Here is a 24,374-nt window from a genome sequence, read left to right as displayed (position 1 = left end):
GCCCGCATCCTGCCGATCTATGAAGGCACCAACGGCATCCAGGCGATCGATCTGGTGACTCGCAAACTGCCGCTGAATGGCGGCGAGACGGTGAAGGCGCTGTTCGCCCAGATCGGCGGCACGGTTGCCGATCTGGCCAAGGCGGGAGACGGCTTTGTCAGTATCCATGCCAATCTGGATGCGGCGCTGAAATCGTTGGGTCAGGCCTCGGTCTGGATGGAGCAGCAGCTTGGCAAGGATCCCAACGCGGCGCTGGCCGGCGCCACGCCTTTCCTGCGCGGCTTCGCCACCACGGTGGGCGGCTGGCTGCTGGCGCGCCAGGCGCTGGCGGCGAAGGCCGAGATCGCCAATGGGTCGAGCGATCCATATTTCACCGCCAAGATCGTGTCGGCGCGGCTGTTTGCCGAGCAGGTACTGTCCACCGTGGATGGCCTGTGCCGTTCGGCGACCGAGGGCAGCGCCGCCCTGGCGGCGGTGACGCCGGAATTGCTGCGGGCCTAAATCGCCATTTCCGCTGCGTCATGAAGCGTTAACGGGCCGGGGCGAAATCGCCCCGGCCTTTTTCATGCCGGCGCTGGCTGGACTTCGCGTGATTGACGCTTACGTAAGCGGCAAACTACAGTTAGCCGAATATAAAAAATCCCCAGCCAGACAGGCCCCCCGTGTCAGATGATATTTTAGATACTTCCACGCCGATGATCGACGGCACGCCGACGCCGGAAACCGGCGCCAGCCTGAAATATCCCTTTGCCAAGGCGTCGAACGGGGGCCGGCCGGGCGATGGCGAGGTGATGCAGATGCGGCCGGGCGTGTTCTGGCTGCGCATGCCGATCCCGATCCCGGGGCTGGATTACATTAATCTCTGGCTGCTGGAAGATGGCGAGGGCTGGACGCTGATCGATACCGGCGTGCGCTCGTCGAAGCTGCAGGCGATCTGGGAGCAGGTCTTTGCGAAACACCTGAACGGCAAACCAATCACCCGCATCCTGTGCACGCATTTCCACCCCGACCATCTTGGACTGGCCGGCTGGCTGCAGCAGAAATTCGATGCGCCGCTGTGGATGACTCTGGGCGAGTGGAGCTTCGGCCGCATGCTGGAGCTGGAGCAGTTGCCCGAAGTGCCGGCTGATGTGGTGGCCTTCTATACCCGGCTTGGCTTCGACGACGCCCAGCTTGATGCCCTGAAGGCGCGCGGCTTTGGCAATTTCGCCAAGGCGGTGACGCCGATTCCGCGTGGTTTCCGCCGCATTGCCGAGGGCGACATCATCCGCATCGGCACGCATGACTGGCAGGTGATCGTCGGGTGCGGCCATTCGCCGGAGCATGCGTGCCTGTATTGCCCGTCGCTCGATGTGCTGATTTCCGGCGACCAGGTGCTGCCGCGCATCTCGCCGCATATCGGCGTCTACCCGGGTGAGCCGGAGGCCGGGCCGCTGACGCAGTATCTCGATTCCTTTGCCAAATTCAGCCACCTGCCGGCCGACATCCTGGTATTGCCGGCCCATGGCGACCCCTTCATCGGCCTGCACCAGCGTATCGCCATGCTGCAGCGCCATCATGCCACAAGGCTGGACGCGCTGCTGGCTGCGCTGGAACGGCCGCATACGGTGATCGACACCCTGCCGCTGCTGTTCCGCCGCGACATCAAGGACCATATGACGCTGGCGGTCGGCGAGGCGCTGGCGCATCTGCATCACCTGCGGCGCGAGGGCCTGGTGGTGCGGCGGGTCAATGCCCGGGGCGTTTACGAATTCCAGCGCTGCGACAGCGTCGATCTGGCCGCGCAGTAATCCCCCGCGCGGCGGGGCTGTGATATAAGAATAAAAAAACTCCGGGAGGGCATCATGACCGAAGTCATCAAGACCGGGTCGCTGAAGGGCAGGACCCTGTTCATCACCGGCGCCAGCCGCGGCATCGGCCTGGCCATTGCTTTGCGCGCGGCGAAAGACGGCGCCAATGTCGCCATCGCGGCGAAGACCACCGAGCCGCACCCCAAGCTGGCCGGCACGATCTACACGGCAGCCGAGGCGATCGAGAAGGCGGGCGGCAGGGCGTTGCCGATCGTGGTTGATGTGCGCGAGGAGGCGGTGGTCGAGGCAGCCGTGCAGCAGACGGTGGATGCCTTCGGCGGGCTGGACATCCTGGTCAACAACGCTTCGGCCATCTCGTTGACCGGCACGCTGGAAACGCCGATGAAGCGTTATGACCTGATGCACCAGATCAACACGCGTGGCACCTACCTGTGCAGCCAGAAATGCCTGCCGCATCTGCTGAAGTCGGAAAATCCGCATATCCTCAACCTGTCGCCGCCGCTCAGCATGGAGGAGCGCTGGTTCAGCCCGCATGTCGCCTACACGATGGCGAAATTCGGCATGAGCATGTGCGTGCTCGGCATGGCCGGCGAATTCCGCAAGAAGGGCGTGGCGGTGAACGCCCTGTGGCCGCGCACCGCCATCGACACCGATGCGATGAACGTGATCACCGGGCCCGAACTGCGCAAGAAGTGCCGCAAGGTCGAGATCATGGCCGATGCGGCGCATGTGATCCTGACCCGGCCGTCGCGGGAGTGCACCGGCAATTTCTTCATCGATGACGAGGTGCTGCGGACCGCCGGCCTGCACGAATTCTCGCGCTATCGCCATCCGGGCACGGCGGAGACCGACCTGATCCCGGATTTCTTCGTGTGATTTTCTGCCGCCCGCCGGGAACCCAGCCCGGCTGGCCCCGTTTCTGTTCCCGGAAGCATTCCTGCGGGAGTGCGGGAACAGAACACGAGGTTTATCCGATGGCAAATCTTCACATGGTAGCCCGCAGTGTCGTTGTTGTAATGATGCTGGGTGGGGCCGTTGCGGCCTGCTCGTCCTCGCCGACGCGCGAGTCGACCGGCGAATATATTGATTCCGCCGCCATCACCACCAAGGTAAAGGCCGAGCTGATCAAGGACCCGGTCACCAAGGCCGGCCAGATCAGCGTTGAAACCTTCAGGGACGTCGTGCAGCTCAGCGGCTTCGTCGACAATGCCCAGGCCAGGACGCGCGCCGAACAGATCGCCCGCAACGTGCAGGGCGTACGGGCCGTGCGAAACGATCTGGTGGTAAAGTAAGCCGCGCCGCGGCCGCCGGTTCAGCGTTCGGCTTTTGCCTGTTCGGCAATCGCCTCGTGGTGGTGGATCACCTCGCGGACGATGAAGGCGAGGAATTTCTCGGCAAAATCGGGGTCCAGCCTGGCGGTCTCGGCCAGCTGCCGCAGGCGGGCGATCTGGCGTGCTTCCCGGGCCGGGTCAGCCGGCGGCAGCTTTTCGGCGGCCTTGAGCCGTCCCACCGCCTGGGTGCATTTGAAGCGTTCCGCCAGCAGGTGGATCAGGGCGGCATCGATATTGTCGATGCTGTCGCGCAGGCGCTGCAATTCGGGATGGATGGTCATGGCTGATCCTGCCGGCTGGGCGAATTCGGGCCGCCCATGATGCGGACCGGGCCGGAAGGGTCAAGCCGCCGGGATGGCCAAGTTCACGGCCAGGCAAAAAAACGCCCCCGCCAAGAGGCGGAGGCGGCGGGACGCAGTCTGGCGGCGAGGGTGGATGAACCGCCGGATACGGCCCGAGGGCGGACCGGACCCGATCGCTCGGGCCCGGATGCCTGATCAGAACTTGTAGCCGACGCCGACGCCGACCACCCAGGGATCGAGATCGACATCCGCATTGATCACGGTGCCGGCGTTGGTGACCACCTTGACGTCGGTGTTCAGGAAAATCTTCTTCACGTCGGCGTTGAAATACCAGTTGCCGGCGATCTTGTAGTCGAAGCCCGCCTGCAGGGCGTAGCCCCAGGCGTTGTCGTAATCGACGCTGCGCAGAGTGCTGGGGACGTCCTTGTTGTAGAAAACTGCGTAAGTCAGGCCGGCGCCGACATAAGGGCTGAAGGCCTGCTTCGGCATGAAGTGATACTGCAGGGTGAGCGTCGGCGGCAGCAGCCACACATCGCCCAGGCCGACATCGCCGCTGCTGCTGCCATCCACCTGCATCTTGTGCTTGGTGGTGGCGGCGATCAGTTCGGCCGCGATGTTGTCAGTGAAGAAGTAGGAGAAATCCACTTCGGCGGTGAAAGCGTTGCTGGCATCAACCTTGCCGCCGATGACGGTCACGGTGGAATCCTCGTCAGGCAGCAGGCCGATGATGCGGCCGCGCACCATGATGTCGCCGGCGGATTTACCGTCCTGGGCGAAAGCTGTAGTGGGAACCATGCCGAACAGCAGGAGGGCCGCGCCCGTTGCCGCTGCAAGATATTTGCCGATACGCATCATGCGCTCCATTGTCGTTGTTCACGCCGCCTTAAACGGACGGTGTTTGTCCTGCGCGTCCGGGGAGGACATCGCGGCGGCATCATGACAACGGATCGTCAGGTGGCGTTGATCAGGATCAAACGAATCCGTCTGAAACCGCAAACATGCGGCAACATGGCGCAGCCCGCATGCGGCCGGCCGCATACGGGGGCACTCGGTCAGCCGGTGTGGAAATCGATGCTGTGGCGATGGTTGTCCGGATCTTCGTCATCCGGTCCGACGGCAATCACCGTCACGTCGTTGCGAGTCGCCAATGTTGGGAGATGGGCCAGCAGATAGGCATAGGCATGGCCGGCTTTTGCCGGACCGTCAAAGGCGGTGCCAAGGGCCACCATGCGGCAATCAAGGCAATACCCGGCTTTCATGTAGTCATGCACCGATGCCATGTCATTGAACAGAATGCCGGCATTGTGCTCTTTGGCAGCCTGGCGAATCTGGTCGGTGGTCATGTCCTGACCATCGATCCGCAGCGGCCGGTTGAAAGCCTGAAAATAAGTCCAGGCCACCATCAGCGACGCCTTGGTCTTGCCGCCGCCGGCCGGTCCGGAAAAATAGACGAACTGGGGCACGCTCAGACGGTCCCGCAGAATCTGAAGCTGCGGGATGGAAAAACCGAAATCCGTGAGAGAGCGGAAAATCTGTTGCGACATCGCGGTTTGGCATCAACGCGGGCTGTGGAGGCAATGCAAAACTATCACCGGTAGTTCGTGGCGATCCACCGTTCATGCCACACAGAAACTGCATAAACAGATAAAAATTTGGAAACACAGCGGAAAATACGCTTGTGCGGAGATCGCCGCGGGCGTCGGGCAACCGGGGATAGCCTGGCTGGCCTGGTCTGTCGGGCTCAGGCGGCCTTGCGGCTCAGGCCGAGGCGCTGCCAGACATCAAGCAGGGCGGCGACCAGATCCTGCATCATCGCATCGGTATGAACCGGGGTCGGCGTGATGCGCAGCCGCTCGGTGCCGCGTGGCACGGTCGGATAATTGATCGGCTGGATATAGATGCCGTGATCGGCCAGCAGCATGTCGGATGCAGCCTTGCACAGGGCAGGATCGCCGACCATGACGGGCACGATATGGCTCTGGTTGACCAGCACCGGCAGCCCGGCATTCAGCAACATGCGGCGCAGGGTTGCAGCGCGCTCCTGATGGCGGGTCCGCTCGGCCTGGCTGGTTTTGAGGTGTCGTACGCTGGCTGCGGCCGCCGCGGCGATCGCCGGCGGCATCGCGGTGGAGAAGATGAAGGCCGGCGCGTAGGAGCGCACGGCGTCGATCATGGCCTTCGAGCCGGCAATATAGCCACCTACCACGCCGAAGGCCTTGCCCAGCGTACCCTGGATGATGTGCAGGCGCTGCATCGCGTTGTCGCGATCGGCAATGCCGCCGCCGTGGCTGCCATAAAGGCCGACGGCATGCACTTCGTCCAGATAGGTCATGGCGCCATATTTGTCGGCCACATCGCAGATGGCATGGATCGGCGCGATATCGCCATCCATCGAATAGACGCTTTCGAAGGCGACCAGCTTGGGCCGTTCCGCCGGCAGGCCTTTGAGCAGTTCTTCCAGATGGGCCACATCGTTGTGACGGAAGATAAGGCGTTCGCAGCCGGACTGGCGGATACCTTCGATCATCGAATTGTGGTTGTCGGCATCCGACAGGATGATGCAACCAGGCAGCAATTTGGCCAGGGTCGACAGCGAGGTCTGGTTGGCGATGTAGCCCGACATGAAGGCCAGCGCGGCTTCCTTGCCGTGCAGGTCGGCCAGTTCGGCTTCTAGTTCGACCACGGCATGGCTGTTGCCGGAAATATTGCGGGTGCCGCCAGCGCCGGCGCCGAACTGGGCGGCGCCCTGTTGCAGGGCCTCGATCACGGCCGGGTGCTGGCCCATGCCCAGATAATCGTTTGAGCACCAGATGGTGATCTTGGCCGGGCCGATGCCGCTGTAATTGTCGGCAACCGGAAAGCTGCCGCAATTGCGGGCCAGTTCGGTGAACACCCGATAGCGCTTTTCGGCGCGCAACTTGTCGACCGCCTGGCCGAAGAGGGCTTCGTAGTCCATGGGGCTGTTACTGCCTGGTCAGGCCGGCTGGCAAATAGCTGCCGGCATGGAAAACCTTTGCTGGTGCCGGATATTAGCGCCCCCCGACCATCGCTGGCTAGAGGGGCTGGGCCGGCCCGGCCGCGACGAGGGGTCGCAGGGAAGGGCCGGTCCGGGGATGCTGCGATGCAGCGTGGCGGTTCAGGCCGTGGGCCGGCGCATGCGGAACTGGGTTTCGGGCGTCGCCTCGAAATAATCGGCCATATAGCCGCCACGCATGATCGGGTGCGCCGCGGCGGTATCAAACAGCCCGTCGCGGATGAAAGCCCTGGCAATATGCACGCCGACCACCTGGCCAAGCACCATCCAGGCATCGAGTGTCCGGCCCTGTAGGTCATGCTGGCGAATGATCTGCAGCAATTTGCATTCCAGCGCGGCGGGACTTTCGGCAACGCGTGGCGGCCTGACCCGTCGGCATGGTGCCGGGGTGAGGCCGGCCAGTTCGAATTCGTTGATGCCACTTGCCACCGGCGCGGAGGTGCGGTTCATCGCCTCGGCCAGCGGCTTCGTCGCCAGATTGGCGACGAATTCCCCGGTGGCCTCGATATTGGCGATGCTGTCTTTCCACTCGCTGCTGCCAAAGGCGACAATCGGCGGCTTGTCATGAAAGGCGTTGAAATAGCTGTATGGCGCCAGATTGACGCGACCGTCGCGGTCGCAGGACGATATCCACCCGATCGGCCGCGGCCCGACGATGGCCTTGAACGGATCATGGGCCAGGCCATGGCCATCGGCCGGATCGTAATAATGCATGTCGTCGAGACTGGCTGAGGGCATTTTCCTGCTCCGATGATCTGTAGTAACAAAGAGCGAAGCTGCACCCCTGTATAGAACGCGGCGCGGAGATATGCATGCCCTATGATTTGAGTCGTCTCGATCTGCTGCTCGTCGAACCTGACAGCAGTATGCAGGCGACCTGGCGCAGTCTGCTGAATGGGCTGGGTATCCGCCGGCCGTTATGCGTGCCGGGCGCGGCGCAGGCCTGGGTGGCCCTGGCCGATAATGCCGGCGATGAGGGGCGTGACGGCAAGATTTCCAGGGGCAAGATCGACGCCATGGTCTGCCGCTGGGAATTGCCCGGCCCGGAGGATGGCGAAAACGATGGCCTGGCGCTGGCGCGCAGGCTGCGGCGGGACCCGGCTTCGCCCAATCCATTCCTGCCGATCATTCTTGCGACCGCGACGGTGACGCGTGAGCGTGTGCGCGTTGCGCTGGATGCCGGTGTGAATGAGATTCTGGTGCTGCCGCCTTCGGCCAAGGCGCTGGAAGCGCGGTTGCGCGAGATCATCGAGCGGCCACGCAAATTCGTGCGCGGCGAGGGTTATTTTGGACCCGATCGGCGGCGACAGGTTCGTGCCGATCATGCCGGCCCGTTCCGTCGCAGCGAAGACAGGCGGAAGGGCTGAGCCTCAGGCGAAGCTTTTCGCCGCCGCGGCCTTGAGGGTCTCCAGAATTTCCTTGCCGATTTCGCCGGCCTGGCCCTGGATGCGGTTGTCGACTACGGTGCGCAGGGCGGCGGCATGGGCAGCGATGATTTCGCCGTCGACCGACTTGCGCTGGATGGCTTCGGCGACATAGCGGCAGAGCAACTGACCGATATCGGTGACCAGCTGGTAACCAAAGGTGCTGCCCTGGCCCTTGATGTCGTGGGCAACATCATAAACAGCCTGCAGGGCGGGCGTGTTCCCGCCATCACTGACAGCGGCAATGGCCGCGTCGAGCCGTTTGAGGTCGTCGTTAACCCAACCGATATACTGCTCCGACAGGCCGGCTACCGCAGCCTGGGCATTGGCCACGGCCGCGCTGAAGGCCGTGCGGTCGGAGTCCTCGGGATTGTCTCTGAAGGTCATGGTTCTGCGAATACAGCTGGTATGGATCGGCCAAAACCCATTTGACCCCGCCTCCCGGGCGGCAGTCTAGGTTATCAAGCGGTAACCTGACCGATTGGACGACTATTCCGCAGCCTCCGGTTTGCCGGCATCCACATCAGGCCGTTTCTCCATTTCGGACAATTTGCGGGCAATGAAACCGGCCGGCTTGGTGAAGCGGGCCAGCAGGATATAGAGCACCGGCACCACGAACAGGCTGAGCAGGGTGGCAAAAGTCATGCCGCCGACGATGACCCAGCCCAGCGCTGAGCGCGATTCGGCACCGGCGCCCTGGGCGAAAGCGAGCGGCATGGCGCCGAAAATGGTGGCGATGGTGGTCATCAAGATCGGGCGCAGCCGAACGATCGCGGCATTGGTGACGGCATCGGCGATGGTCTGGCCCTCGTCGCGCAACTGATTGGCGAATTCAACGATCAGAATTGCGTTCTTCGCGATCAGGCCGATCAGCATGATGATGCCGATCTGGCTGTAGACATTGAGGGTCTGACCCGCCAGCAGCAGAGCCCCGAGGGCGCCGGTCACGGCCAGGGGCACCGAGAAAATGATGATGGTGGGATGAATCCAGCTTTCGAACTGGGCGGCGAGTACCAGGAACACGATGATCAGGGCAAGGGCAAAGGTCAGGTAGATCGCTGCCGAGGAATCCTTGAACTCGCGACTCTGTCCGCCATAGCTGATGCGGGCCTCCGGGGGCAGGACTTCGGCCGCGGTGCGATCAAGAAAGTCGAGGGCGGCCCCCTGCGTATAGCCGGGCGCCAGCGACGCGGTGATGGTCACCGAGCGCAGGCGGTCGGCGCGGTTCAGTTCTCGCGCATTGGCGCCTTCCTTGAGGGTGACCAGGCTGGCGAGCGGCACCAGCTTGCCGTTCTGGCCGCCGGCGCGGACATAGATGTTGTTCAAATCACTCGGGGTGATGCGCTGGTCGGCGGGGGCCTGCACCAGTACCTTGTACTGCTTGCCCTCGCGCTGGAAATTGGTGACTTCGCGTGAGCCCAGCATGGTTTCCAGCGTGCGGCCGATGGTCTCGACTGGCACGCCCAGGTCGGCGGCGCGGTCGCGGTTGATATCGACCTGGATTTCCGGCCGGCTCGGCTTGTAGCTTTTGTCGACATTGAGCAGGCCGGGATTCTGCAACGCGCGCTCCAGCATGCGCTCGGCCCATTCATCCAGCACCGGATAGGTCGGGCCGCCGATCACGAACTGTACCGGCGCCTGGCTGCCCGGCAGCCCGAGGCTGGGTGGGTTGATGGCGAAAGCGCGCACGCCGGTGATCGCCAGCAGCTTGGGGAAAACTTCCTTGACCAAGTCCTGCTGCTTCACCTTGCGGTCGGACCAGTTCTTCAGGCGAACCACCATGAAGGCGGCGTTGACCGGCGAAGGGCGGCCGCCCCAGGCCGGCGCGATGAAGGACTGCACCACGGTGGCATCGCCCCGCTCGACATAGGGTCGCAGGGCTTCCTCGACCTTGATGATGTTGTTGCGGGTGTATTCGTAGCTCGACCCTTCCGGGCCGGTGACCGAGACGAAGAAAACGCCGCGGTCCTCGGTCGGCGCGAATTCGCGTGGCAGGGCCAGGAACATCAGATAGGCGGCGACCGAGACTACGCCGCCGAGCGCCAGCACCAGCACCGGCGCGCCGAGCGCACGCCGCAGCAGCCAGCCATAGGTGTCCGACATGCCAACGAAAAACTTTTCGGTGACATGATAGAACCAGCCTTCCTCCTTGGCGTCGTGCAGCAGCTTCGAACACATCATCGGCGTCAGCGTCAGGGCGACGAAGCCGGAGAACAGCACCGAGGCGGCCACCGAAATGCCGAATTCGCGGAACAGGCGGCCGGTATTGCCCTCCATCAGGGAGATCGGCACGAAGACGGCGATCAGCACCACCGTAGTGGCGATCACGGCGAAACCGATCTGCCGGGCGCCGCGCAGGGATGCGAGCAATGGGGGCTCGCCGAGCTCGATGCGGCGGTGGATGTTTTCCAGCACTACGATGGCGTCATCGACCACCAGGCCGATGGCCAGAACCAGTGCCAGCAGGGTCAGCACGTTGATCGAATAGCCCAGGGCGCCAATGATGATGAACGAGCCGATCACCGAAACCGGAATCGCAACCGCCGGGATCAGGGTGGCCCGCCACGAGCGCAGGAACAGGAAGATCACGCCGATCACCAGGCCGAGCGCCACCATCAGGGCGTGGAACACCTCGTAGATCGACTGGCTGATGAATTTCGACTGGTCGTAGCTGACCTCCATGCGCACGCCGGCCGGCAGGCTGCTCTGCAGGCGCTCAACCGCCTGTGTCACGCCGCTGGAAATCTCCATCGCGTTGGCCTTGGACTGACGGATAATGCCCAGGCCGATCGCGGTGGTGCCGTTGACGCGCTGCTCGGTGCGATCATCCTCGGCGCCGAGCTCCACCTTGGCCACTTCGCCGAGCCGCAGCAGGTAGCCGTCCTGCTCGCGCAGCACGATGTTGCGGAACTGCTGCGCGGTGCGCAGGCCGGATTCGGCGCGCACGGTGAATTCGCGCATGCTGCTCTCGACGCGGCCGGACGGCAGCTCGACATTCTGCCGTCGGATGGCATCCTCGACATCCTGCACGGTGACATTGCGGGCCGCCATGGCCATCCGGTCGAGGTAGACGCGCATGGAATAGCGTCGCGCGCCGTAGATATTCACCGAGGCGACGCCGTCGATGATGGACAGTTGGTCGACCAGATAGCGATCGGCGTAGTCGGTCAGCTCCAGCATGTTGAGCCGGTCGCTGAACATCGAGATGTAGATGATCGGCCGTGCATCGGCCTCAGTCTTGGCGATCACCGGCTGGTCGGCCTCGCTCGGCAGCTTGGTGAGCACGCGGGAGACCTTGTCGCGCACGTCATTGGCGGCGGAATCGACATCGCGGCTCAGATTGAACTCAATGCTGATCGAGCTGGATTCCTCGCGGCTGGCCGAGGTGATCCTGCGGATGCCCTCGATGCCGGCAACCGAATCCTCGATGATCTGGGTGATCTTGCTTTCGATGATCTCGGCCGAGGCGCCGCGATAGATGGTGGTGACGCTTACCGCAGGCGGATCGATGTCGGGGTATTCGCGCACTGCCATGCCACGCAGGGCGAACAGGCCGAAAATGATCAGGATCAGCGACACCACGGTGGCGAAGACCGGGCGCTTGATCGAGAGATCGGAGAGAACCATGGCGTGCGCTCCGTGAATCCGCGGGTCAGGTGGCCGGCTTTGGCGTGGGGCTGCCCGATATCGGCGGCGTTGCCGGCCGCACGCGGGCACCATCGCGCAACTGCTGCAGGCCGGTGATGGCCACCTGGTCGTCGCCATGCAGGCCGTTGGTGATCTGCGCCAGGCCGGGCAGGCGCTGGCCGACGGTGACGCGGGTGCGGGTCGCCTTGCCGTCGCGGATCACAAAAACGAATTGTTCGCCACCCTGGGCCAGCAGGGATTCCTCGGGCACCATGATGGCATCCGCCACCTTGCCGATGCTGAGGGCCACCGTCATGAACATGCCCGGTTTGATCACGTCCTCGGGGTTGGCGATGATGGCGCGGACGCGTACGGCGCGCGTGGCCGGATCGATGCGGCTGTCGATGGTGGCGACGGTGCCCTCGAATTTGCGGTTTGGCAGGGCGCCAGCCATGGCATTCACCGTATTGCCGACGGCAACGCCGCTCAGCACGGTTTCAGGGACTTCGAATTCCAGCTTGATCACCGTGGTATCGTCCAGCGTGGTGATCACGTCGCCGGGCCGTACCAGGGCGCCGAGGCTGACCTTGCGCAGGCCGAGCTTGCCGGAGAAGGGCGCGCGGATCACGCTGTCCGCGAATTTGGCCTGCTCGGCGCGCAGTCGCGCTTCGGCACCTTCATACGCCTTGCTCAGCTCATCGACGCGGGCCTGGGCCACGGACTTGCTTTCGATCAGCTGTTTCGCGCGGTCATAGGCCAGCCTCGCGCCATCGCGCGCGGCGCGCAGCGCGGAAATGTTGGCCGAGCTTTCGGCGGCATCCAGTTCGACCAGGATCGTGCCGGCCTTGACCTGCTGGCCTTCCTGGAAATTGATCCGTTCGATCAGGCCGGTTGCCTTGGCGGTGATGGTCACCGCCTCATTGGCCTGGGCGGTGCCGACGGCCTCGATCGTACGGGTGATATCCATGCGTTTTACCGGCGCGACATCGACCGGCAGGGCCGGGGCGCCGCCGGAGCGGGCCGTTGGCGCGGTTTCCTGTTTGCCGATGAACGGCAGATTGTCGCGATAGATGAACGCCAGGCCGGCCCCGGCCGCAATCACGCCAACTACCAGTACCTGACCCCAAAGCTTCATATCGTCACGCCACCCTGATCCGATTCCCTGATCGACGGCGTTGCTGGTCCGTCGCTTTCCGATGTCCGGGCGATCGCGGATGCTCCTTACGTACCGCAAGCGGGTTGCAGCCCTGCCGCGGTCCGGCCTGCTGGCGCTTTGCCACGGGGAGGCATTGCCGGGATCGTCAGTAACATGATCTATTGTATACGCGCGGCCGCGCAAGGTCCTGCCAATTTTGCATATCAGGGCAGGCCGGGAGGAGGCCAAAAAAATGGTCAGGGTGGGAATGGTCGGGGTGGTCGAATGGTAACCGGGCTGTTTTCCCATTCCGCCTGTTTTGCTCACGATACGGGAGAGGGGCACCCGGAATGCCCGGAAAGGCTGCGGGCTGTGCTGGCCCGTCTGGAAGCCGAGGAATTTCTTTATCTCGACCGCCGAGAGGCGCCTCGCGCCACGGCCGAGCAGATCACCCGGGTTCATCCAGGCGATTTCGTTGACCGGGTGCTGCGGTCGATCCCGACCAACGGCCTGCGCTATGTGGATGGTGACACCGTAGTATCACCCGGCTCCGGTGAGGCGGCTCTGCGGGCGGCCGGGGCGGTCTGCGCCGCTGTCGATGCCGTCATGCAGGGCGACCTGCGCAATGCCTTTTGTGCCATCCGCCCGCCCGGCCATCATGCCGAGCCGGACCAGGCGATGGGCTTCTGCCTGTTCAACAACGTGGCGATCGGCGCCCAGCATGCCCGGGCGCAATGGGGCCTGCGGCGCGTGGCGGTGATCGATTTCGACGTGCATCACGGCAACGGCACCCAGGCTGCCTTCGCCGCCGAACCGGATCTGTTTTATGCCTCCACGCACCAGTATCCGCTCTATCCCGGTACCGGCGCGGCGCATGAAAAGGGCGTGGCGGAGAACATCGTCAACCTGCCGCTCAGGGCCTTTGCCGGTTCGGCGGAATTCCGGAGCGCGGTCGAGAAAGTGCTGTTGCCGAAGCTGGAAGGTTTCGCACCCGAGCTGATACTGATTTCGGCCGGTTTCGATGGCCATATCAGCGACCCGCTGGCCCAGATGCAGCTGCTCGACCAGGATTATTACTGGGTGACCGAGCAACTGCTGAAAGTGGCTGAGAAAACTGCCCGTGGGCGGGTGGTCTCGGCACTGGAGGGCGGATACGATCTCAATGCGCTGGCCAGTGCCGTCGCCGCCCATGTCCGGGCCCTGATGCTGGCCTGAAACCAGCAAAAACCGGCAGACGGTCGTAACTGAGCGGCCTGTCTGGGCGGAGCTGGATTGCCCACCGGATTGCACCGGGGCCGCCGTTTCTATACAACTCGGCCGACTTTTTTCGCGGACTTCCACCGCCGGAGCGTGACATGGCGTCGTACCAGTACATTTACGTGATGAAGGGCCTGGGCAAGACCTATCCGGGCGGCAAGCAGGTTCTGAAGGATATCTGGCTCAGTTTCCTGCCGGGCGCCAAGATCGGCGTGCTCGGCCTGAACGGCGCCGGCAAGTCGACCCTGCTCAAGATCATGGCCGGCCTCGACAGCGACTTCACCGGCGAGGCCTGGGCGGCCGATGGCGTGAAGGTTGGCTATCTGGCGCAGGAACCGCAGCTCGACCCGGACAAGGACGTGCTGGGCAATGTGATGGAAGGCGTCGGCGAGACCAAGGCCCTGCTCGACCGCTTCGAGGAAGTCTCCAACAAATTCGCCGACGTCACCGACGACGACGAGATGAATGCGCTGATCGCCGAGCAGGCGGAGTTGCAGGAAAAGATCGACGCCGCCAATGCCTGGGATCTGCAGCGCAACGTCGAGATCGCGATGGACGCGCTGCGTTGCCCGCCAGGCGATGCCGACGTGACCAAGCTGTCGGGCGGCGAGAAGCGCCGCGTCGCCCTGTGCCGCCTGCTGCTGTCTAAGCCCGACATGCTGCTGCTCGACGAACCAACCAACCACCTGGACGCGGAATCGGTGGCCTGGCTCGAGCGCTTCCTGCACGAATACGAAGGCACCGTGGTGGCGATCACCCATGATCGCTATTTCCTCGATAACGTCGCCGGCTGGATCCTCGAGCTCGATCGCGGCTCGGGTATTCCTTGGGAGGGCAATTATTCGTCCTGGCTGGAGCAGAAGGAAAAGCGCCTCGCCCAGGAAGGCAAGGAAGAGGATTCGCGCCGCAAGTCGCTGCAGCAGGAACTGGAATGGGTGCGCCAGAGCCCGCGGGCTCGCCAGGCCAAGTCGAAGGCCCGCCTCAAGGCCTATGAAGAGATGCTGGCGCAGCAAAGCGAGAAGGTGGCTGACCAGGTGTCGATCACCATTCCGCCCGGACCGCGCCTGGGCAATATCGTGATCGAAGCCGAGCATCTGACCAAGGGGTTCGGCGATCGCCTGCTGATCGACGACCTTTCCTTCAAGCTGCCGCCCGGCGGCATCGTTGGCATCATCGGCCCGAACGGCGCCGGCAAGACCACGCTGTTCCGCATGCTCACCGGCGCCGAGCAGCCGGATGGCGGCACCCTGCGGGTCGGCGACAGCGTCAAGATGGGTTATGTCGACCAGAGCCGCGAAAGCCTGAACGACAAGAAAACCGTCTGGGAGGAGCTGTCGAACGGCGACGACATGATCCTGCTTGGCAAGCGCGAGGTGCCGAGCCGCGCCTATTGCTCGTGGTTCAACTTCAAGGGCGCCGACCAGCAGAAAAAGGTCGGCATGCTCTCGGGCGGCGAACGCAACCGCCTGCATCTGGCCAAGATGCTGAAATCCGGCGCCAACGTGCTGCTGCTCGACGAACCGACCAACGATCTGGACGTCGACACCATGCGTGCGCTGGAAGAGGCGCTGCTGAACTTCGCCGGCTGCGCCATCGTGATCAGCCATGATCGCTGGTTCCTCGACCGTATTGCCACCCACATCATGGCTTTCGAGGGCGACAGCCATGTCGAGTGGTTCGAGGGCAATTTCCAGGATTACGAAGCCGACAAGAAGAAGCGGCTTGGCGCCGATGCCGACCAGCCGCACCGCATCCGCTACAAGCCGCTGACCCGCGGCTGATGCCGGCGCGATGAACCGGCGGCAAAGGCGCGCGCAGAACAAGGCCGGCGGGGCTGGCCCGCGCCGGACGGGCGTGCCGGCCGCCAAGTCGGTCACGATTTCCGACATGCTGCTGGGACTGGGCGGCGTGAAGGCCACGTCGCCGGTCGCGGCGCCGGTCGCGGCCGATATCGACCGCGTGCATTCGGCCCTGGCGCAGTTGCGGCTGAACGAGACGTTGGCCACGAATCTGGCGCGCTTGCAGCAGGCGCTCGTGGTGAATCCCGATTCAGATGCCCTGCTGCACCAGGTGGCGCGGCTGCAGACCCGGCTCGACCGTCGCGCTGATGCGCTGCTCACCTATCGCCGGCTGTTGGCGCTGCAACCCGATCATGCCGAGGCCCGCCATATGGCGGCGGTATTGGCTGGCGAGGCACCAGAGAAAGCCAACGCTGCCTATATCGCCAGCATGTTTGACGCCTTTGCCGACAGTTTCGACGAGAAGCTGGTCGGCTGGCTGGATTACAGGGCGCCCCAGCAGGTGGCTGCCGTCACGGCGCGGCTGCTGGATAGCAACCGCGCTGCGCGCGCCATCGATCTGGGTTGCGGCACTGGCCTGCTCGGCCCGGAGGTGCACAAGCTTGTGCGGCGGCTGGATGGCATCGACCTGTCGCCGCGCATGGTCGACAAGGCGCGCCAGCGCGGCGTGTATGACGAACTGATCGTCGGCGAGATCGTCGCCGCGCTGCTCAAGCGGCCGGCGATGTATGATCTCGTTCTCGCCGCCGACGTGCTGTCGTATTTCGGCGATTTGCGACCTTTGTTCCAGGCCGTGCATGATGGCCTGCAGCCGGATGGGCTGTTCATCGCGACCGTCGAGAAGGGCGCCGAGGCCCGTTATACCGCGGCCAAGACTGGTCGCTACCAGCATGGCGAAACCTATCTGCGCAAACGTGCAGCCGAAGCCGGTTTTGATGTAGTCGCGCTGGAGGAGGTCGATCTGCGGCAGGAGGAAGGCCAGCGGGTGCGCGGCTACGTCTTTGCCCTGCGGCGGCAGCCGCCGGCACCGGTCGATCCGCTCACTACGCTATCGACCGACGAATTGCTTGATGGTCTCGATGCGCCGTCATCCGCCATCCTGCTCGAGGCCGCGCAGCGCATGATCGGCAGCGACTTTGCGGTGGGCTGGGCCATTGATCTTGGCGGCTGCATGGGCCGGCATACCGCTGAATTGCGGCGGCTGGCCCAGCATCTGGACATGGTATCGGAAGATTCGACCCGCAGCCGGCGGGCTTTCGAGGCGGGCGTGTATGACGATTGTGACACCGATGCAATCATCCCGTTTCTCGAAGCCCGGCCCGATCATTACGACCTGATCCTCGCGGCTGATCTGCTCGACCGGGAACGCGACCTGTCGGGGGTATTCTCCGCGGTGAAGATCGCGCTGGCGCTGGCTGGCGTATTCATCGCCATCGCCACAGCCCATGGCGAGGACGAGTTGCGCGAGATGGCCAAGGCCGAAGGCCTGGTGGTGATCGCCGTGGAGCCGGTCAGCCTGCCGGATGGCAAACCTGCCCTGTGCCTGATTGTCGAGAGCTGATTACTGGCGTTTGCCGGTGCTGATCCGCGTCAGCACCAGACCGCCGATCACCACGGCGGCGCCGGTCAGCTGGATCATCGAGACATGCTCGCCCAGGAAACTGACGGCGGAGAGCAGGGCGAAAACCGGAATCAGGTAGGAATAAACCACCGAGCGCGCCACGCCGAGCCGGGCGATACCCTCATACCAGAACAGGTAGCCCAGCGCGCCGGCGAAAATCGCGGTGAACAGAAAGCCGGCCCAGTGCAGGGCGGTGACGGTGGCCCAGTCGATTTCGGTGATGCCGAACAGCATGGCGGGGCTCAGGGCGATGGCGCCGAACAGCATCGACCAGGCAGAGACATACAACGCGCCGAGCCGCGCCAGGTAGGGCGGCGCCAAAACCGAGTAGCAGGCCCAGCAGAAGGCAACGGTGAGGAACAGCAGATCGCCAAGCAGCGAGCCGCCGCCGACCGTGATCGCCGTGAGGCTGTTATTGATCACCAGGAAGACGCCGGCAAAACAGATCAGGATGCCGACCCAGGTGAGCGGCGCCGGCCGCTGGCCGCGCAGCGACGAGATCAGCATGGCCCAGATTGGCGATACTGAGATCAGAATGGCGCCCTTCGATGCGGCGGTAAGCGACAGCGCATTGGTCCAGATCAGCTGCATCAGGGTGATGCCGAGCAGGCCAAAGCCGATCAGCGGCAGCAGGTCCTGCCGGCGCGGCAGTCGCAGGCCCTCGCGCCAGGCCAACACCGCCATCAGGGTGAGGGCAGCCAACAGGTAGCGCGTCGAGGCATAGACATTGGGCGGGATCACGCCGAGCACGTATTTCGCGGTCGGGAAGGTGTTGCCCCAGATGATCACCGTGAACAGCAGGTAGGCATCACCCCGATCGAGTTTCATGCTGGCTGTCTCCGACGCCGTTCGACTTCACGCAGGCCGAGGGCCAGCAGCATGCTGAGCAGCCCGGCGGCCAGCAGCAGCCAGCGGCCATTCTCCCAGCCGCCGAACCAGGTCACCAGCGCCGCCAGCGCGGGTGGTCCGGCGAAGGAGCCGATGTTGAGCAGCTGGATCACCACGCCATTGATGGTGGCGATTTCGCCGGGATTGTGCGCTTCATTCGGCACGCTGGCCAGTACGGCGGCTGGCAGCATGCCGCCGAAGCCGCTGGCTGCCATGGCGCAGGCGATTTTCGCCAGCGCCGGCATGTCGGGGCCAAAGCTGAGCAGTCCGAACACGCCCATGACCAGACCGGCCGAGGCGATGATCAGCCAGCGCGGCAGCCCGCGATGCATCAACGCCGCCGCCGCCGTTGTACCGACCGCGTTGATCAGGACAACAGCCGCGGTGCCAAGCGCCTCGCCGGTTTCGCCCAATTTGCCGCTCTGCTGCAGGTAGGTCGGCATCCAGGTGACGATGGAAAACCATTGCGTGGTGTAGCAGGCAAAGCAGCCGGCCAGCAGCCAGGGGCCGGGGCGGCGCAGGGCGGCGCTGCTGAAACGGCGTGCCCGCGGCTGGGCGATGTCGCCGGTCAGGCGATACAGCACAATCGCGGCCAGCAGCAGCAGGCCGGCCATGGTCAGCCACAGGCCGCGCCAGTCGAACAGGATACCCACCAGCAGCGCGCCCAGCATGCCGAAGGTGACGCCCAGTGGCATGTAGCTGCTCCAGAATCCGAGCGCCAGATGGCGTTGGTCGGGCCGTGCCGCCATGGCGATCAGGCTAGGGCCGGAGACGACGGTCAGCACGAAACCCAGGCCCTCCACCAGGCGGGCGGCCAAGAGCGGAAGGGCATCGTGGCTGAAGGCGCCGGCCAGGCTGCCGATGGCACCAATGCCCAGTCCCAGCGCCAGGCTGCGGCGACCGCCGATGCGGTCGGACACGAAACCGGCGGCAATACCGATGATGCCACCCAGCAGGCTGACCGAGGAGGCCAGCAGGCCGCCGGCGACAAGGTCGAGGCCGAATTCGGCGCGCAGGGTATTCAGCAGTGGCGGCAGCTTGCCAACCTGCATCGAGATGATCACCCCGGCCGCCAGTACGGCGGTGACGGCAGGCCAGTGGGTCTGTGCCGGAACGGCCATGGGCCCGGCCAGAGACGCGCCCTGGGTTGGGTTGATACGTGAAGCAGGCATTTTTTGGTTTGGCGTGACGGAGTCTGGGGAATAAAAAAAGCGGCGGGTTGCCCCGCCGCCTTCCTGATAGCAGATTTTCAGCCGTCGATCACGGCATCATGCGTTCGGCTTTGGGCGGCAGGAAGCCTTCCTCGAACAGTTCCTTGGCGGCCGGCGCGCGCGGCAGGCCGACAGCCGAGGCGACGGCGTCGGAAGAGCGCTGCAGGCGGGCCATGTCGACGCCACCGAAGCCGTTCTCCTTGACCCACTTGGTCAGCACGTTGCGCTCCAGCGACATCTTGAGGCGCTTCATTTCCAGCGTCTCGTCGGTCAGGCCGTCGCGGGTCTTGGTGGCCTTGACACCCAATTCCGGATTGGCGGCGATTTCTTTCCAAGCCTTGATGGTGGCTTTCACCACCGCCTTGATGGCCGCCGGGTTCTCCTTAATGAATTTCGGCGAGGCGATGATGGCATTGCCATAGAAATCCATGCCGAAATCGGCATAGGGGAAGGCCATCACGTCATCGGCCTTCACGCCGATCTTCTCCAGATCCAGGATCGAGGAGAAGTAGTGGCCGCTGATGAAATCGACGCTGCCATTCTTCAGGCTGGGCTCGCGCAGAGGCGGCTGCAGGTTGATGTGGGTGACCTTGGCCTTGTCGATACCGACCTTGGCGGCGAAGGCGGGGAATAGCTTGAACGAGGCGTCGAAGACCGGCGCACCCAGCTTCTTGCCTTCGAGATCCTTCGGGGTCTTGATGCCCGAGGATTTCAGGGCATAGACGCCGAACGGCGCGGCATCATAGCCCATCATCACAGCCTTCACCTGGCTGTCCGGGTTCTTCACGTTGTATTCGATCAGGGCGTTGATGTCGGCATAGCCCATCTCGTAGGCGCCGGTAGCCACGCGCTGCAGCGCGCCAGCCGAGCCCTGGCCGGCATCGATGGTGATGTCCAGGCCTTCAGCCTTGTAATAGCCCTTCTGCTCGGCGAGCAGGAAGGCCGAGGTCGGGCCCTGGAAGGCCCAGTCGAGGGTGAATTTCATCTTGGTCTGCGCTTCGGCAGAGCCGGCGGTGCCGAAGCCGGCAGCGAGCGCCAGGCCGGCGGCGGCGTAGGCGATGGAACGAACGAACGTCATGTCAGAGGTCTCCCCGTAAGCGTCATCCTGGCCGATTATTGTCTGGTCGGCTCGGCGCAGGCCGGCAAGTCTATGCCGGGCCTTGCGCAACCGCCAAGGGCGAATCGAACACAGGTCCGGGATAAAGTGTATGCAATTCTGGGACCAATCGCCCACGATTGCCGCCGCACCGGAATCTGGCTTTCGCAGCCGGCCTGGGATGCCGGTTGCCTGCGATCTGCCCGGCCTGCCTGCTTTTCCGGCAACATCACCCGGAAATGCCGGGAATGCCCCGTTGCGCTGCCCTGGCGGCAGACGTATGGTTCGCCCGCTTTTTTCCTCCCGCCCGCGCTAGGAGTCGCAGATCCCATGCCGTTCCTGTCCGATGCTCTCGGCCGCATCAAGCCGTCTGCCACCATCGCCGCCACCCAGAAGGCCCGCGCACTAAAAGCGGCCGGCCGCGACGTGATCGGCCTGGGCGCCGGCGAACCCGATTTCGAGACTCCGGCCAATATCCGAGAGGCGGCCAAGGCCGCGATCGACCGTGGCGAGACCCGCTATACGGACGTGGACGGCACGCCGGCGCTGAAGCAGGCGATTGTCGAGAAGTTCAAGCGCGAGAACGGCTTGACCTACAAGCCGGAGCAGATCAGCGTCGGCACCGGTGGCAAGCAGGTATTGTTCAATGCTCTGCTGGCAACGGTCAACCCGGGCGATGAAGTGATCATCCCGGCACCCTACTGGGTCAGTTATCCCGATATCGTCAACTTCGCCGGCGGCAAGCCGGTTTTCGTCACGGGCAAGGCCGAGGACGGCTTCAAGCTGCGTCCGGAAGCGCTGGAAAAGGCGATCACGCCCAAGACCAAGTGGCTGATCCTCAACTCGCCGTCAAATCCGTCGGGCGCAGCCTATACCCGCGATGAGCTGAAGGCGCTCACCGACGTGCTGGTGCGTCATCCGCATGTCTGGATTCTGACCGACGACATGTACGAACACCTAGTCTACGACAATTTCGTCTTCACCACTCCGGCTCAGGTTGAGCCCGCGCTGTATGAACGCACGCTGACCATGAACGGCGTGTCGAAGGCCTATTGCATGACCGGCTGGCGTATTGGCTATGCCGCCGGCCCGGTGCAACTGATCAAGGCGATGGGCAATCTGCAGTCGCAGTCGACGTCGAATCCGTCGTCGATCAGCCAAGCTGCCGCCGTCGAGGCGCTGAATGGCCCGCAGGACTTCATCCCGAAGAACAACGCCGTGTTCAAGCAGCGCCGCGACCTCGTGGTGTCGATGCTGAATCAGGCCAAGGGCATTCATTGCCCGAAACCCGAAGGCGCCTTCTATGTCTATCCGAGTTGCGCCGGCGCCATCGGCAAGACCTCGAAGGGCGGCGTGAAGATCGGCAACGACCTCGATTTCTGCAATGCGCTGCTGGAAGAGAAGGGCGTTGCCGTGGTGTTTGGCGAAGCCTTTGGCCTCAGCCCGCATTTCCGTATCTCTTACGCGACGTCAACCGAGGCGCTCAAGGATGCCTGTTCGCGCATCCAGGAGTTCTGCGCCGAACTTTCCTGACGGTAACTAGTGACGGCCGTCACGCCAGCATCGGAGGCTGACTTGGCGCGGAAATCCGCGAATGCTAAGCAGCCTTCGTCGCGGCCGCCCGGCCGGGCAGGGTGACGATGCCAACAACGGTCAAAAAACGTTCCGTTGTGGTCGGCGGCCACCGGACCAGCATTTCCCTGGAGCAGGCCTTCTGGGAAGCGCTGCAGACTCTGGCCGTCCAAGACAGCAAGACCATCAACCAGATGGTCAGCGACATCGACGCTGCACGCATGGGCAACCTGTCGAGCGCCATCCGGGTCTGGATCCTGGAACAGGCGCGACGGGGTCGGCTGCAGCCGGAGGAAACCGCCACCAGAGCGGCGCCGCCGGCAGGGATGCAGGACGAGTAGTGTGGCGGCGCGTCGGGGGACGTTGATTTCATTCCAGTAGCGTAATGTGCTCCCGCACGGCCGTCCGACAGGAGAGACGGCGATGTTTGCGATGCGTGATACTTTCCGCCGGATCGGAGCCGCGGTTCCGTTCGGTATCGTAGCCTTGCTGCTGGTGGGGTGCGACCGGCCGGCTGCGCCGCCTGAACCGATCCGTCCGGTACGGGTGGCCACCGTGTCCCCCCAGGCCTTTGAAAGCCGCTCCAGCTATACCGGCGAGGTGCGCGCCCGTTACGAAACCAATCTCGCGTTCCGCATCGGCGGCAAGCTGGTCGCCCGTTATGTCGAGATCGGCTCCGAAGTGAAGAAAGGCGCACTGCTGGCCCGCCTCGATCCCGATGATACCCGCCTGCAGATCCAGAATGCCCGTGCGCAGCTCAGCGCGGCGCAGGCCAATTTCAACCAGGCCCAGACCGAACTGAACCGTTATCGCAAGCTGTATGAGAGCAAGGTGGTCAGCCAGGCCGAACTGGACCGGCGGCAGAACACCTACAACACCGCGGAGGCACAGCTTGAGAGCGTACGTTCGCAGCTGCGCGTGGCGCAGAACCAGATGGATTACACCGAACTGCATGCCGATGCCGATGGCGTGATCACCGCGATCAGCGCCGAGGCCGGGCAGGTGGTGGCATCCGGCCAGACAGTGATGAAGCTGGCGCGGCCGGAAGAGAAGGAAGTGGTGTTCAACGTCGCGGAGAACCGCCTCGACGAGTTGCGCAACGCCACCGCCATCGCCATTAGCCTGTGGGCGCAGCCCGATACGGAATATGCCGGCGTGGTGCGCGAAATCGCGCCAGGCGCCGATCCGGCCACGCGCACCTACGCGGTGAAGGTCAGCGTGCAGAACGCGCCGGCAGCCATGCGACTGGGCATGACCGCGACGGTCACCATCCTGCGGCGCAGCGGCACCAGCGTGATCGCCCTGCCGCTGGCGGCGCTGTATCAGCAGGATAACAAGCCAGCCGTGTGGATTTTCAGCGGGACTGATTCCGAGGGCAAGGTGGAACTCCGTCCGGTGCAGGTGGCGGCCTATGTTGAAAGGGCCGTGCTGATTGCCAGCGGGCTGCAGGAAGGCGAGAAGGTGGTCACCGCCGGTGTTCACAAGCTGATCCCGGGTCAGGTCGTGCGGTTGTTGCCGGAAGCGGCCGGAGGCAAGCCGTGAGCAGCCCGCTTCCCGCCGGTGACGGCGCCGATCGTTTCAACCTCTCCGCCTGGGCGCTACGCCATCCATCCCTGATCGGATTCCTGCTTGTGCTGCTGCTGGCGGCCGGCACGTTATCCTATCTGCAGCTTGGCCGCGCCGAGGATCCCGACTTCACGTTCAAGGTGATGATCGTACGCACCAACTGGCCTGGCGCCACGGCGCGCGAGGTAGAGCAGCAGGTCACCGACAAGATCGAGAAGAAGCTGCAGGAAACGCCTTATCTCGACAATGTCCGCAGCTATTCCAAGCCGGCGGAATCCACGGTCTACGTGACTTTGCGGGACAGCACGCCGCCCAAGCTGGTGCCAGACATATGGTATCAGGTGCGCAAGAAGGTCGGCGACATGCGCTCGACGCTGCCGCAGGGCGTGCAGGGACCGTTTTTCAACGATGAGTTCGGCGACACCTTCGGCACCATCTACGCCTTCACTTCGGATGGCTTCAGCCACCGTGAGCTGAAGGACTACGTCGAGGATGTGCGTGAGGAGCTGCTGCGCATCAGGGATGTCGGCAAGGCTGACCTGCTCGGCGTGCAGCCGGAGCGAATCTTCATCGAATTCTCCAACAAGAAACTGGCCAGCCTGGGTATCGGGCCGCAACAGATTCTGGATGTAATCCAACAGCAGAATGACCAGACGGCATCCGGCGTGATCCAGACCTCGTCGGATCGTATCGCCACCCG

The 24,374-nt window shown here is 63.9% G+C and carries 23 protein-coding genes; 12 read left to right on the top strand and 11 right to left on the bottom strand.

The window, feature by feature from the left end:
• The 4 genes from Q1J79_RS20990 to Q1J79_RS20975 all read left to right on the top strand — a co-directional run.
• Nucleotides 1-501, top strand: a 501-nt coding sequence (locus tag Q1J79_RS20990; RefSeq protein WP_300304742.1) for an acyl-CoA dehydrogenase, incomplete at its 5' end; no start/stop codon positions are given.
• 161 nt (nucleotides 502-662) lie between these two features.
• Nucleotides 663-1,790, top strand: coding sequence for an MBL fold metallo-hydrolase (locus tag Q1J79_RS20985; protein WP_300304739.1), 1,128 nt, complete (start codon nucleotides 663-665; stop codon nucleotides 1,788-1,790).
• 54 nt (nucleotides 1,791-1,844) lie between these two features.
• The gene (locus Q1J79_RS20980) at nucleotides 1,845-2,687 is read left to right on the top strand and encodes an NAD(P)-dependent oxidoreductase (RefSeq protein WP_300304736.1); all 843 of its coding nucleotides are present in this window, start codon (nucleotides 1,845-1,847) and stop codon (nucleotides 2,685-2,687) included.
• Between the two features lie 98 nt (nucleotides 2,688-2,785).
• Nucleotides 2,786-3,103: a BON domain-containing protein gene (locus Q1J79_RS20975; RefSeq protein ID WP_300304733.1), complete on the top strand. Its 318-nt coding sequence runs from the start codon at nucleotides 2,786-2,788 to the stop codon at nucleotides 3,101-3,103.
• A 20-nt stretch (nucleotides 3,104-3,123) separates the two neighbouring features.
• Here the strand turns inward: Q1J79_RS20975 and Q1J79_RS20970 are convergent, their stop codons facing one another.
• The 5 genes from Q1J79_RS20970 to Q1J79_RS20950 form a co-directional block, all read right to left on the bottom strand.
• Nucleotides 3,124-3,423: a chorismate mutase gene (locus Q1J79_RS20970; protein WP_300304730.1), complete on the bottom strand. Its 300-nt coding sequence runs from the start codon at nucleotides 3,421-3,423 to the stop codon at nucleotides 3,124-3,126.
• Between the two features lie 216 nt (nucleotides 3,424-3,639).
• The gene (locus Q1J79_RS20965) at nucleotides 3,640-4,296 is read right to left on the bottom strand and encodes an OmpW family outer membrane protein (protein ID WP_300304727.1); all 657 of its coding nucleotides are present in this window, start codon (nucleotides 4,294-4,296) and stop codon (nucleotides 3,640-3,642) included.
• A gap of 200 nt (nucleotides 4,297-4,496) precedes the next feature.
• Nucleotides 4,497-4,988: a hypothetical protein gene (locus Q1J79_RS20960; protein ID WP_300304724.1), complete on the bottom strand. Its 492-nt coding sequence runs from the start codon at nucleotides 4,986-4,988 to the stop codon at nucleotides 4,497-4,499.
• 197 nt (nucleotides 4,989-5,185) lie between these two features.
• Nucleotides 5,186-6,400: a 5-aminolevulinate synthase gene (hemA, locus tag Q1J79_RS20955; RefSeq protein ID WP_300304721.1), complete on the bottom strand. Its 1,215-nt coding sequence runs from the start codon at nucleotides 6,398-6,400 to the stop codon at nucleotides 5,186-5,188.
• A gap of 180 nt (nucleotides 6,401-6,580) precedes the next feature.
• Nucleotides 6,581-7,216 carry a flavin reductase family protein gene (locus Q1J79_RS20950; RefSeq protein ID WP_300304718.1) on the bottom strand — a complete coding sequence of 212 codons (636 nt, stop codon included), beginning with the start codon at nucleotides 7,214-7,216 and terminating at the stop codon, nucleotides 6,581-6,583.
• Nucleotides 7,217-7,290: 74 nt separating this feature from the next.
• On the opposite strand from Q1J79_RS20950, the gene Q1J79_RS20945 reads away from it, so the two are divergent.
• A complete protein-coding gene (locus Q1J79_RS20945; RefSeq protein ID WP_300304715.1) occupies nucleotides 7,291-7,845 on the top strand; it encodes a hypothetical protein in 555 nt (184 codons plus the stop codon).
• Nucleotides 7,846-7,848: 3 nt separating this feature from the next.
• Here the strand turns inward: Q1J79_RS20945 and Q1J79_RS20940 are convergent, their stop codons facing one another.
• From Q1J79_RS20940 to Q1J79_RS20930, 3 genes are all read right to left on the bottom strand, one after another.
• On the bottom strand, nucleotides 7,849-8,289 hold the full coding sequence (locus Q1J79_RS20940; RefSeq protein ID WP_300304712.1) for an Hpt domain-containing protein: 441 nt from the start codon (nucleotides 8,287-8,289) through the stop codon (nucleotides 7,849-7,851).
• Nucleotides 8,290-8,391: 102 nt separating this feature from the next.
• Nucleotides 8,392-11,529, bottom strand: a complete 3,138-nt coding sequence (locus tag Q1J79_RS20935) for an efflux RND transporter permease subunit (RefSeq protein ID WP_300304709.1) — start codon at nucleotides 11,527-11,529, stop codon at nucleotides 8,392-8,394.
• Nucleotides 11,530-11,554: 25 nt separating this feature from the next.
• The gene (locus Q1J79_RS20930) at nucleotides 11,555-12,664 is read right to left on the bottom strand and encodes an efflux RND transporter periplasmic adaptor subunit (protein WP_300304706.1); all 1,110 of its coding nucleotides are present in this window, start codon (nucleotides 12,662-12,664) and stop codon (nucleotides 11,555-11,557) included.
• Nucleotides 12,665-12,949: 285 nt separating this feature from the next.
• Between Q1J79_RS20930 and Q1J79_RS20925 the strand changes: the two genes are divergently transcribed.
• The 3 genes from Q1J79_RS20925 (at nucleotide 12,950) to Q1J79_RS20915 (ending at nucleotide 17,281) form a co-directional block, all read left to right on the top strand.
• Nucleotides 12,950-13,879, top strand: a complete 930-nt coding sequence (locus Q1J79_RS20925; protein WP_300304703.1) for a histone deacetylase family protein — start codon at nucleotides 12,950-12,952, stop codon at nucleotides 13,877-13,879.
• A 140-nt stretch (nucleotides 13,880-14,019) separates the two neighbouring features.
• Nucleotides 14,020-15,702 (top strand): energy-dependent translational throttle protein EttA, encoded by a 1,683-nt coding sequence (gene ettA / locus Q1J79_RS20920; protein ID WP_300304700.1) that lies wholly within the window; start codon nucleotides 14,020-14,022, stop codon nucleotides 15,700-15,702.
• Nucleotides 15,703-15,712: 10 nt separating this feature from the next.
• Nucleotides 15,713-17,281, top strand: a complete 1,569-nt coding sequence (locus Q1J79_RS20915) for a methyltransferase (RefSeq protein ID WP_300304697.1) — start codon at nucleotides 15,713-15,715, stop codon at nucleotides 17,279-17,281.
• On the opposite strand, the gene Q1J79_RS20910 is transcribed toward Q1J79_RS20915, so the two are convergent.
• The 3 genes from Q1J79_RS20910 to Q1J79_RS20900 form a co-directional block, all read right to left on the bottom strand.
• Nucleotides 17,282-18,169 (bottom strand): DMT family transporter, encoded by an 888-nt coding sequence (locus tag Q1J79_RS20910; RefSeq protein ID WP_300304695.1) that lies wholly within the window; start codon nucleotides 18,167-18,169, stop codon nucleotides 17,282-17,284. It abuts the gene before it with no gap.
• Nucleotides 18,166-19,350, bottom strand: coding sequence for a CynX/NimT family MFS transporter (locus tag Q1J79_RS20905; RefSeq protein WP_300304693.1), 1,185 nt, complete (start codon nucleotides 19,348-19,350; stop codon nucleotides 18,166-18,168). The genes Q1J79_RS20910 and Q1J79_RS20905 overlap by 4 nt, the downstream gene beginning before the upstream one ends.
• Nucleotides 19,351-19,489: 139 nt before the next feature.
• Nucleotides 19,490-20,518 (bottom strand): ABC transporter substrate-binding protein, encoded by a 1,029-nt coding sequence (locus Q1J79_RS20900; RefSeq protein ID WP_300304691.1) that lies wholly within the window; start codon nucleotides 20,516-20,518, stop codon nucleotides 19,490-19,492.
• Nucleotides 20,519-20,866: 348 nt separating this feature from the next.
• On the opposite strand from Q1J79_RS20900, the gene Q1J79_RS20895 reads away from it, so the two are divergent.
• The 4 genes from Q1J79_RS20895 to Q1J79_RS20880 all read left to right on the top strand — a co-directional run.
• A complete protein-coding gene (locus Q1J79_RS20895; RefSeq protein ID WP_300304688.1) occupies nucleotides 20,867-22,069 on the top strand; it encodes a pyridoxal phosphate-dependent aminotransferase in 1,203 nt (400 codons plus the stop codon).
• Between the two features lie 107 nt (nucleotides 22,070-22,176).
• Nucleotides 22,177-22,449 carry a ribbon-helix-helix domain-containing protein gene (locus Q1J79_RS20890; RefSeq protein WP_300304685.1) on the top strand — a complete coding sequence of 91 codons (273 nt, stop codon included), beginning with the start codon at nucleotides 22,177-22,179 and terminating at the stop codon, nucleotides 22,447-22,449.
• An 82-nt stretch (nucleotides 22,450-22,531) separates the two neighbouring features.
• Nucleotides 22,532-23,650, top strand: a complete 1,119-nt coding sequence (locus tag Q1J79_RS20885; RefSeq protein WP_300304683.1) for an efflux RND transporter periplasmic adaptor subunit — start codon at nucleotides 22,532-22,534, stop codon at nucleotides 23,648-23,650.
• The coding region (locus Q1J79_RS20880) for an efflux RND transporter permease subunit (protein WP_300304680.1) at nucleotides 23,647-24,374 on the top strand (728 nt) is incomplete at its 3' end. The genes Q1J79_RS20885 and Q1J79_RS20880, both read left to right, overlap by 4 nt.

Origin of the sequence: Ferrovibrio sp. (assembly GCF_029255545.1) — a bacterium.
Lineage (GTDB): Bacteria > Pseudomonadota > Alphaproteobacteria > Ferrovibrionales > Ferrovibrionaceae > Ferrovibrio.
Note: the sequence above shows the minus strand (reverse complement) of the source record. Positions and strands in the feature narration are given on the sequence as shown.

What these genes read in the sequence shown, in the direction of transcription:
- Q1J79_RS20980 (WP_300304736.1), top strand. Translation starts at nt 1,845, where the DNA reads ATGACCGAAGTCATCAAGACCGGGTCGCTGAAGGGCAGGACCCTGTTC.
- Q1J79_RS20975 (WP_300304733.1), top strand. Translation starts at nt 2,786, where the DNA reads ATGGCAAATCTTCACATGGTAGCCCGCAGTGTCGTTGTTGTAATGATG.
- Q1J79_RS20970 (WP_300304730.1), bottom strand. Translation starts at nt 3,423, where the DNA reads ATGACCATCCATCCCGAATTGCAGCGCCTGCGCGACAGCATCGACAAT.
- Q1J79_RS20965 (WP_300304727.1), bottom strand. Translation starts at nt 4,296, where the DNA reads ATGCGTATCGGCAAATATCTTGCAGCGGCAACGGGCGCGGCCCTCCTG.
- Q1J79_RS20960 (WP_300304724.1), bottom strand. Translation starts at nt 4,988, where the DNA reads ATGTCGCAACAGATTTTCCGCTCTCTCACGGATTTCGGTTTTTCCATC.
- hemA (WP_300304721.1), bottom strand. Translation starts at nt 6,400, where the DNA reads ATGGACTACGAAGCCCTCTTCGGCCAGGCGGTCGACAAGTTGCGCGCC.
- Q1J79_RS20950 (WP_300304718.1), bottom strand. Translation starts at nt 7,216, where the DNA reads ATGCCCTCAGCCAGTCTCGACGACATGCATTATTACGATCCGGCCGAT.
- Q1J79_RS20945 (WP_300304715.1), top strand. Translation starts at nt 7,291, where the DNA reads ATGCCCTATGATTTGAGTCGTCTCGATCTGCTGCTCGTCGAACCTGAC.
- Q1J79_RS20940 (WP_300304712.1), bottom strand. Translation starts at nt 8,289, where the DNA reads ATGACCTTCAGAGACAATCCCGAGGACTCCGACCGCACGGCCTTCAGC.
- Q1J79_RS20935 (WP_300304709.1), bottom strand. Translation starts at nt 11,529, where the DNA reads ATGGTTCTCTCCGATCTCTCGATCAAGCGCCCGGTCTTCGCCACCGTG.
- Q1J79_RS20930 (WP_300304706.1), bottom strand. Translation starts at nt 12,664, where the DNA reads ATGAAGCTTTGGGGTCAGGTACTGGTAGTTGGCGTGATTGCGGCCGGG.
- Q1J79_RS20925 (WP_300304703.1), top strand. Translation starts at nt 12,950, where the DNA reads ATGGTAACCGGGCTGTTTTCCCATTCCGCCTGTTTTGCTCACGATACG.
- ettA (WP_300304700.1), top strand. Translation starts at nt 14,020, where the DNA reads ATGGCGTCGTACCAGTACATTTACGTGATGAAGGGCCTGGGCAAGACC.
- Q1J79_RS20915 (WP_300304697.1), top strand. Translation starts at nt 15,713, where the DNA reads ATGAACCGGCGGCAAAGGCGCGCGCAGAACAAGGCCGGCGGGGCTGGC.
- Q1J79_RS20910 (WP_300304695.1), bottom strand. Translation starts at nt 18,169, where the DNA reads ATGAAACTCGATCGGGGTGATGCCTACCTGCTGTTCACGGTGATCATC.
- Q1J79_RS20905 (WP_300304693.1), bottom strand. Translation starts at nt 19,350, where the DNA reads ATGGCCGTTCCGGCACAGACCCACTGGCCTGCCGTCACCGCCGTACTG.
- Q1J79_RS20900 (WP_300304691.1), bottom strand. Translation starts at nt 20,518, where the DNA reads ATGACGTTCGTTCGTTCCATCGCCTACGCCGCCGCCGGCCTGGCGCTC.
- Q1J79_RS20895 (WP_300304688.1), top strand. Translation starts at nt 20,867, where the DNA reads ATGCCGTTCCTGTCCGATGCTCTCGGCCGCATCAAGCCGTCTGCCACC.
- Q1J79_RS20890 (WP_300304685.1), top strand. Translation starts at nt 22,177, where the DNA reads ATGCCAACAACGGTCAAAAAACGTTCCGTTGTGGTCGGCGGCCACCGG.
- Q1J79_RS20885 (WP_300304683.1), top strand. Translation starts at nt 22,532, where the DNA reads ATGTTTGCGATGCGTGATACTTTCCGCCGGATCGGAGCCGCGGTTCCG.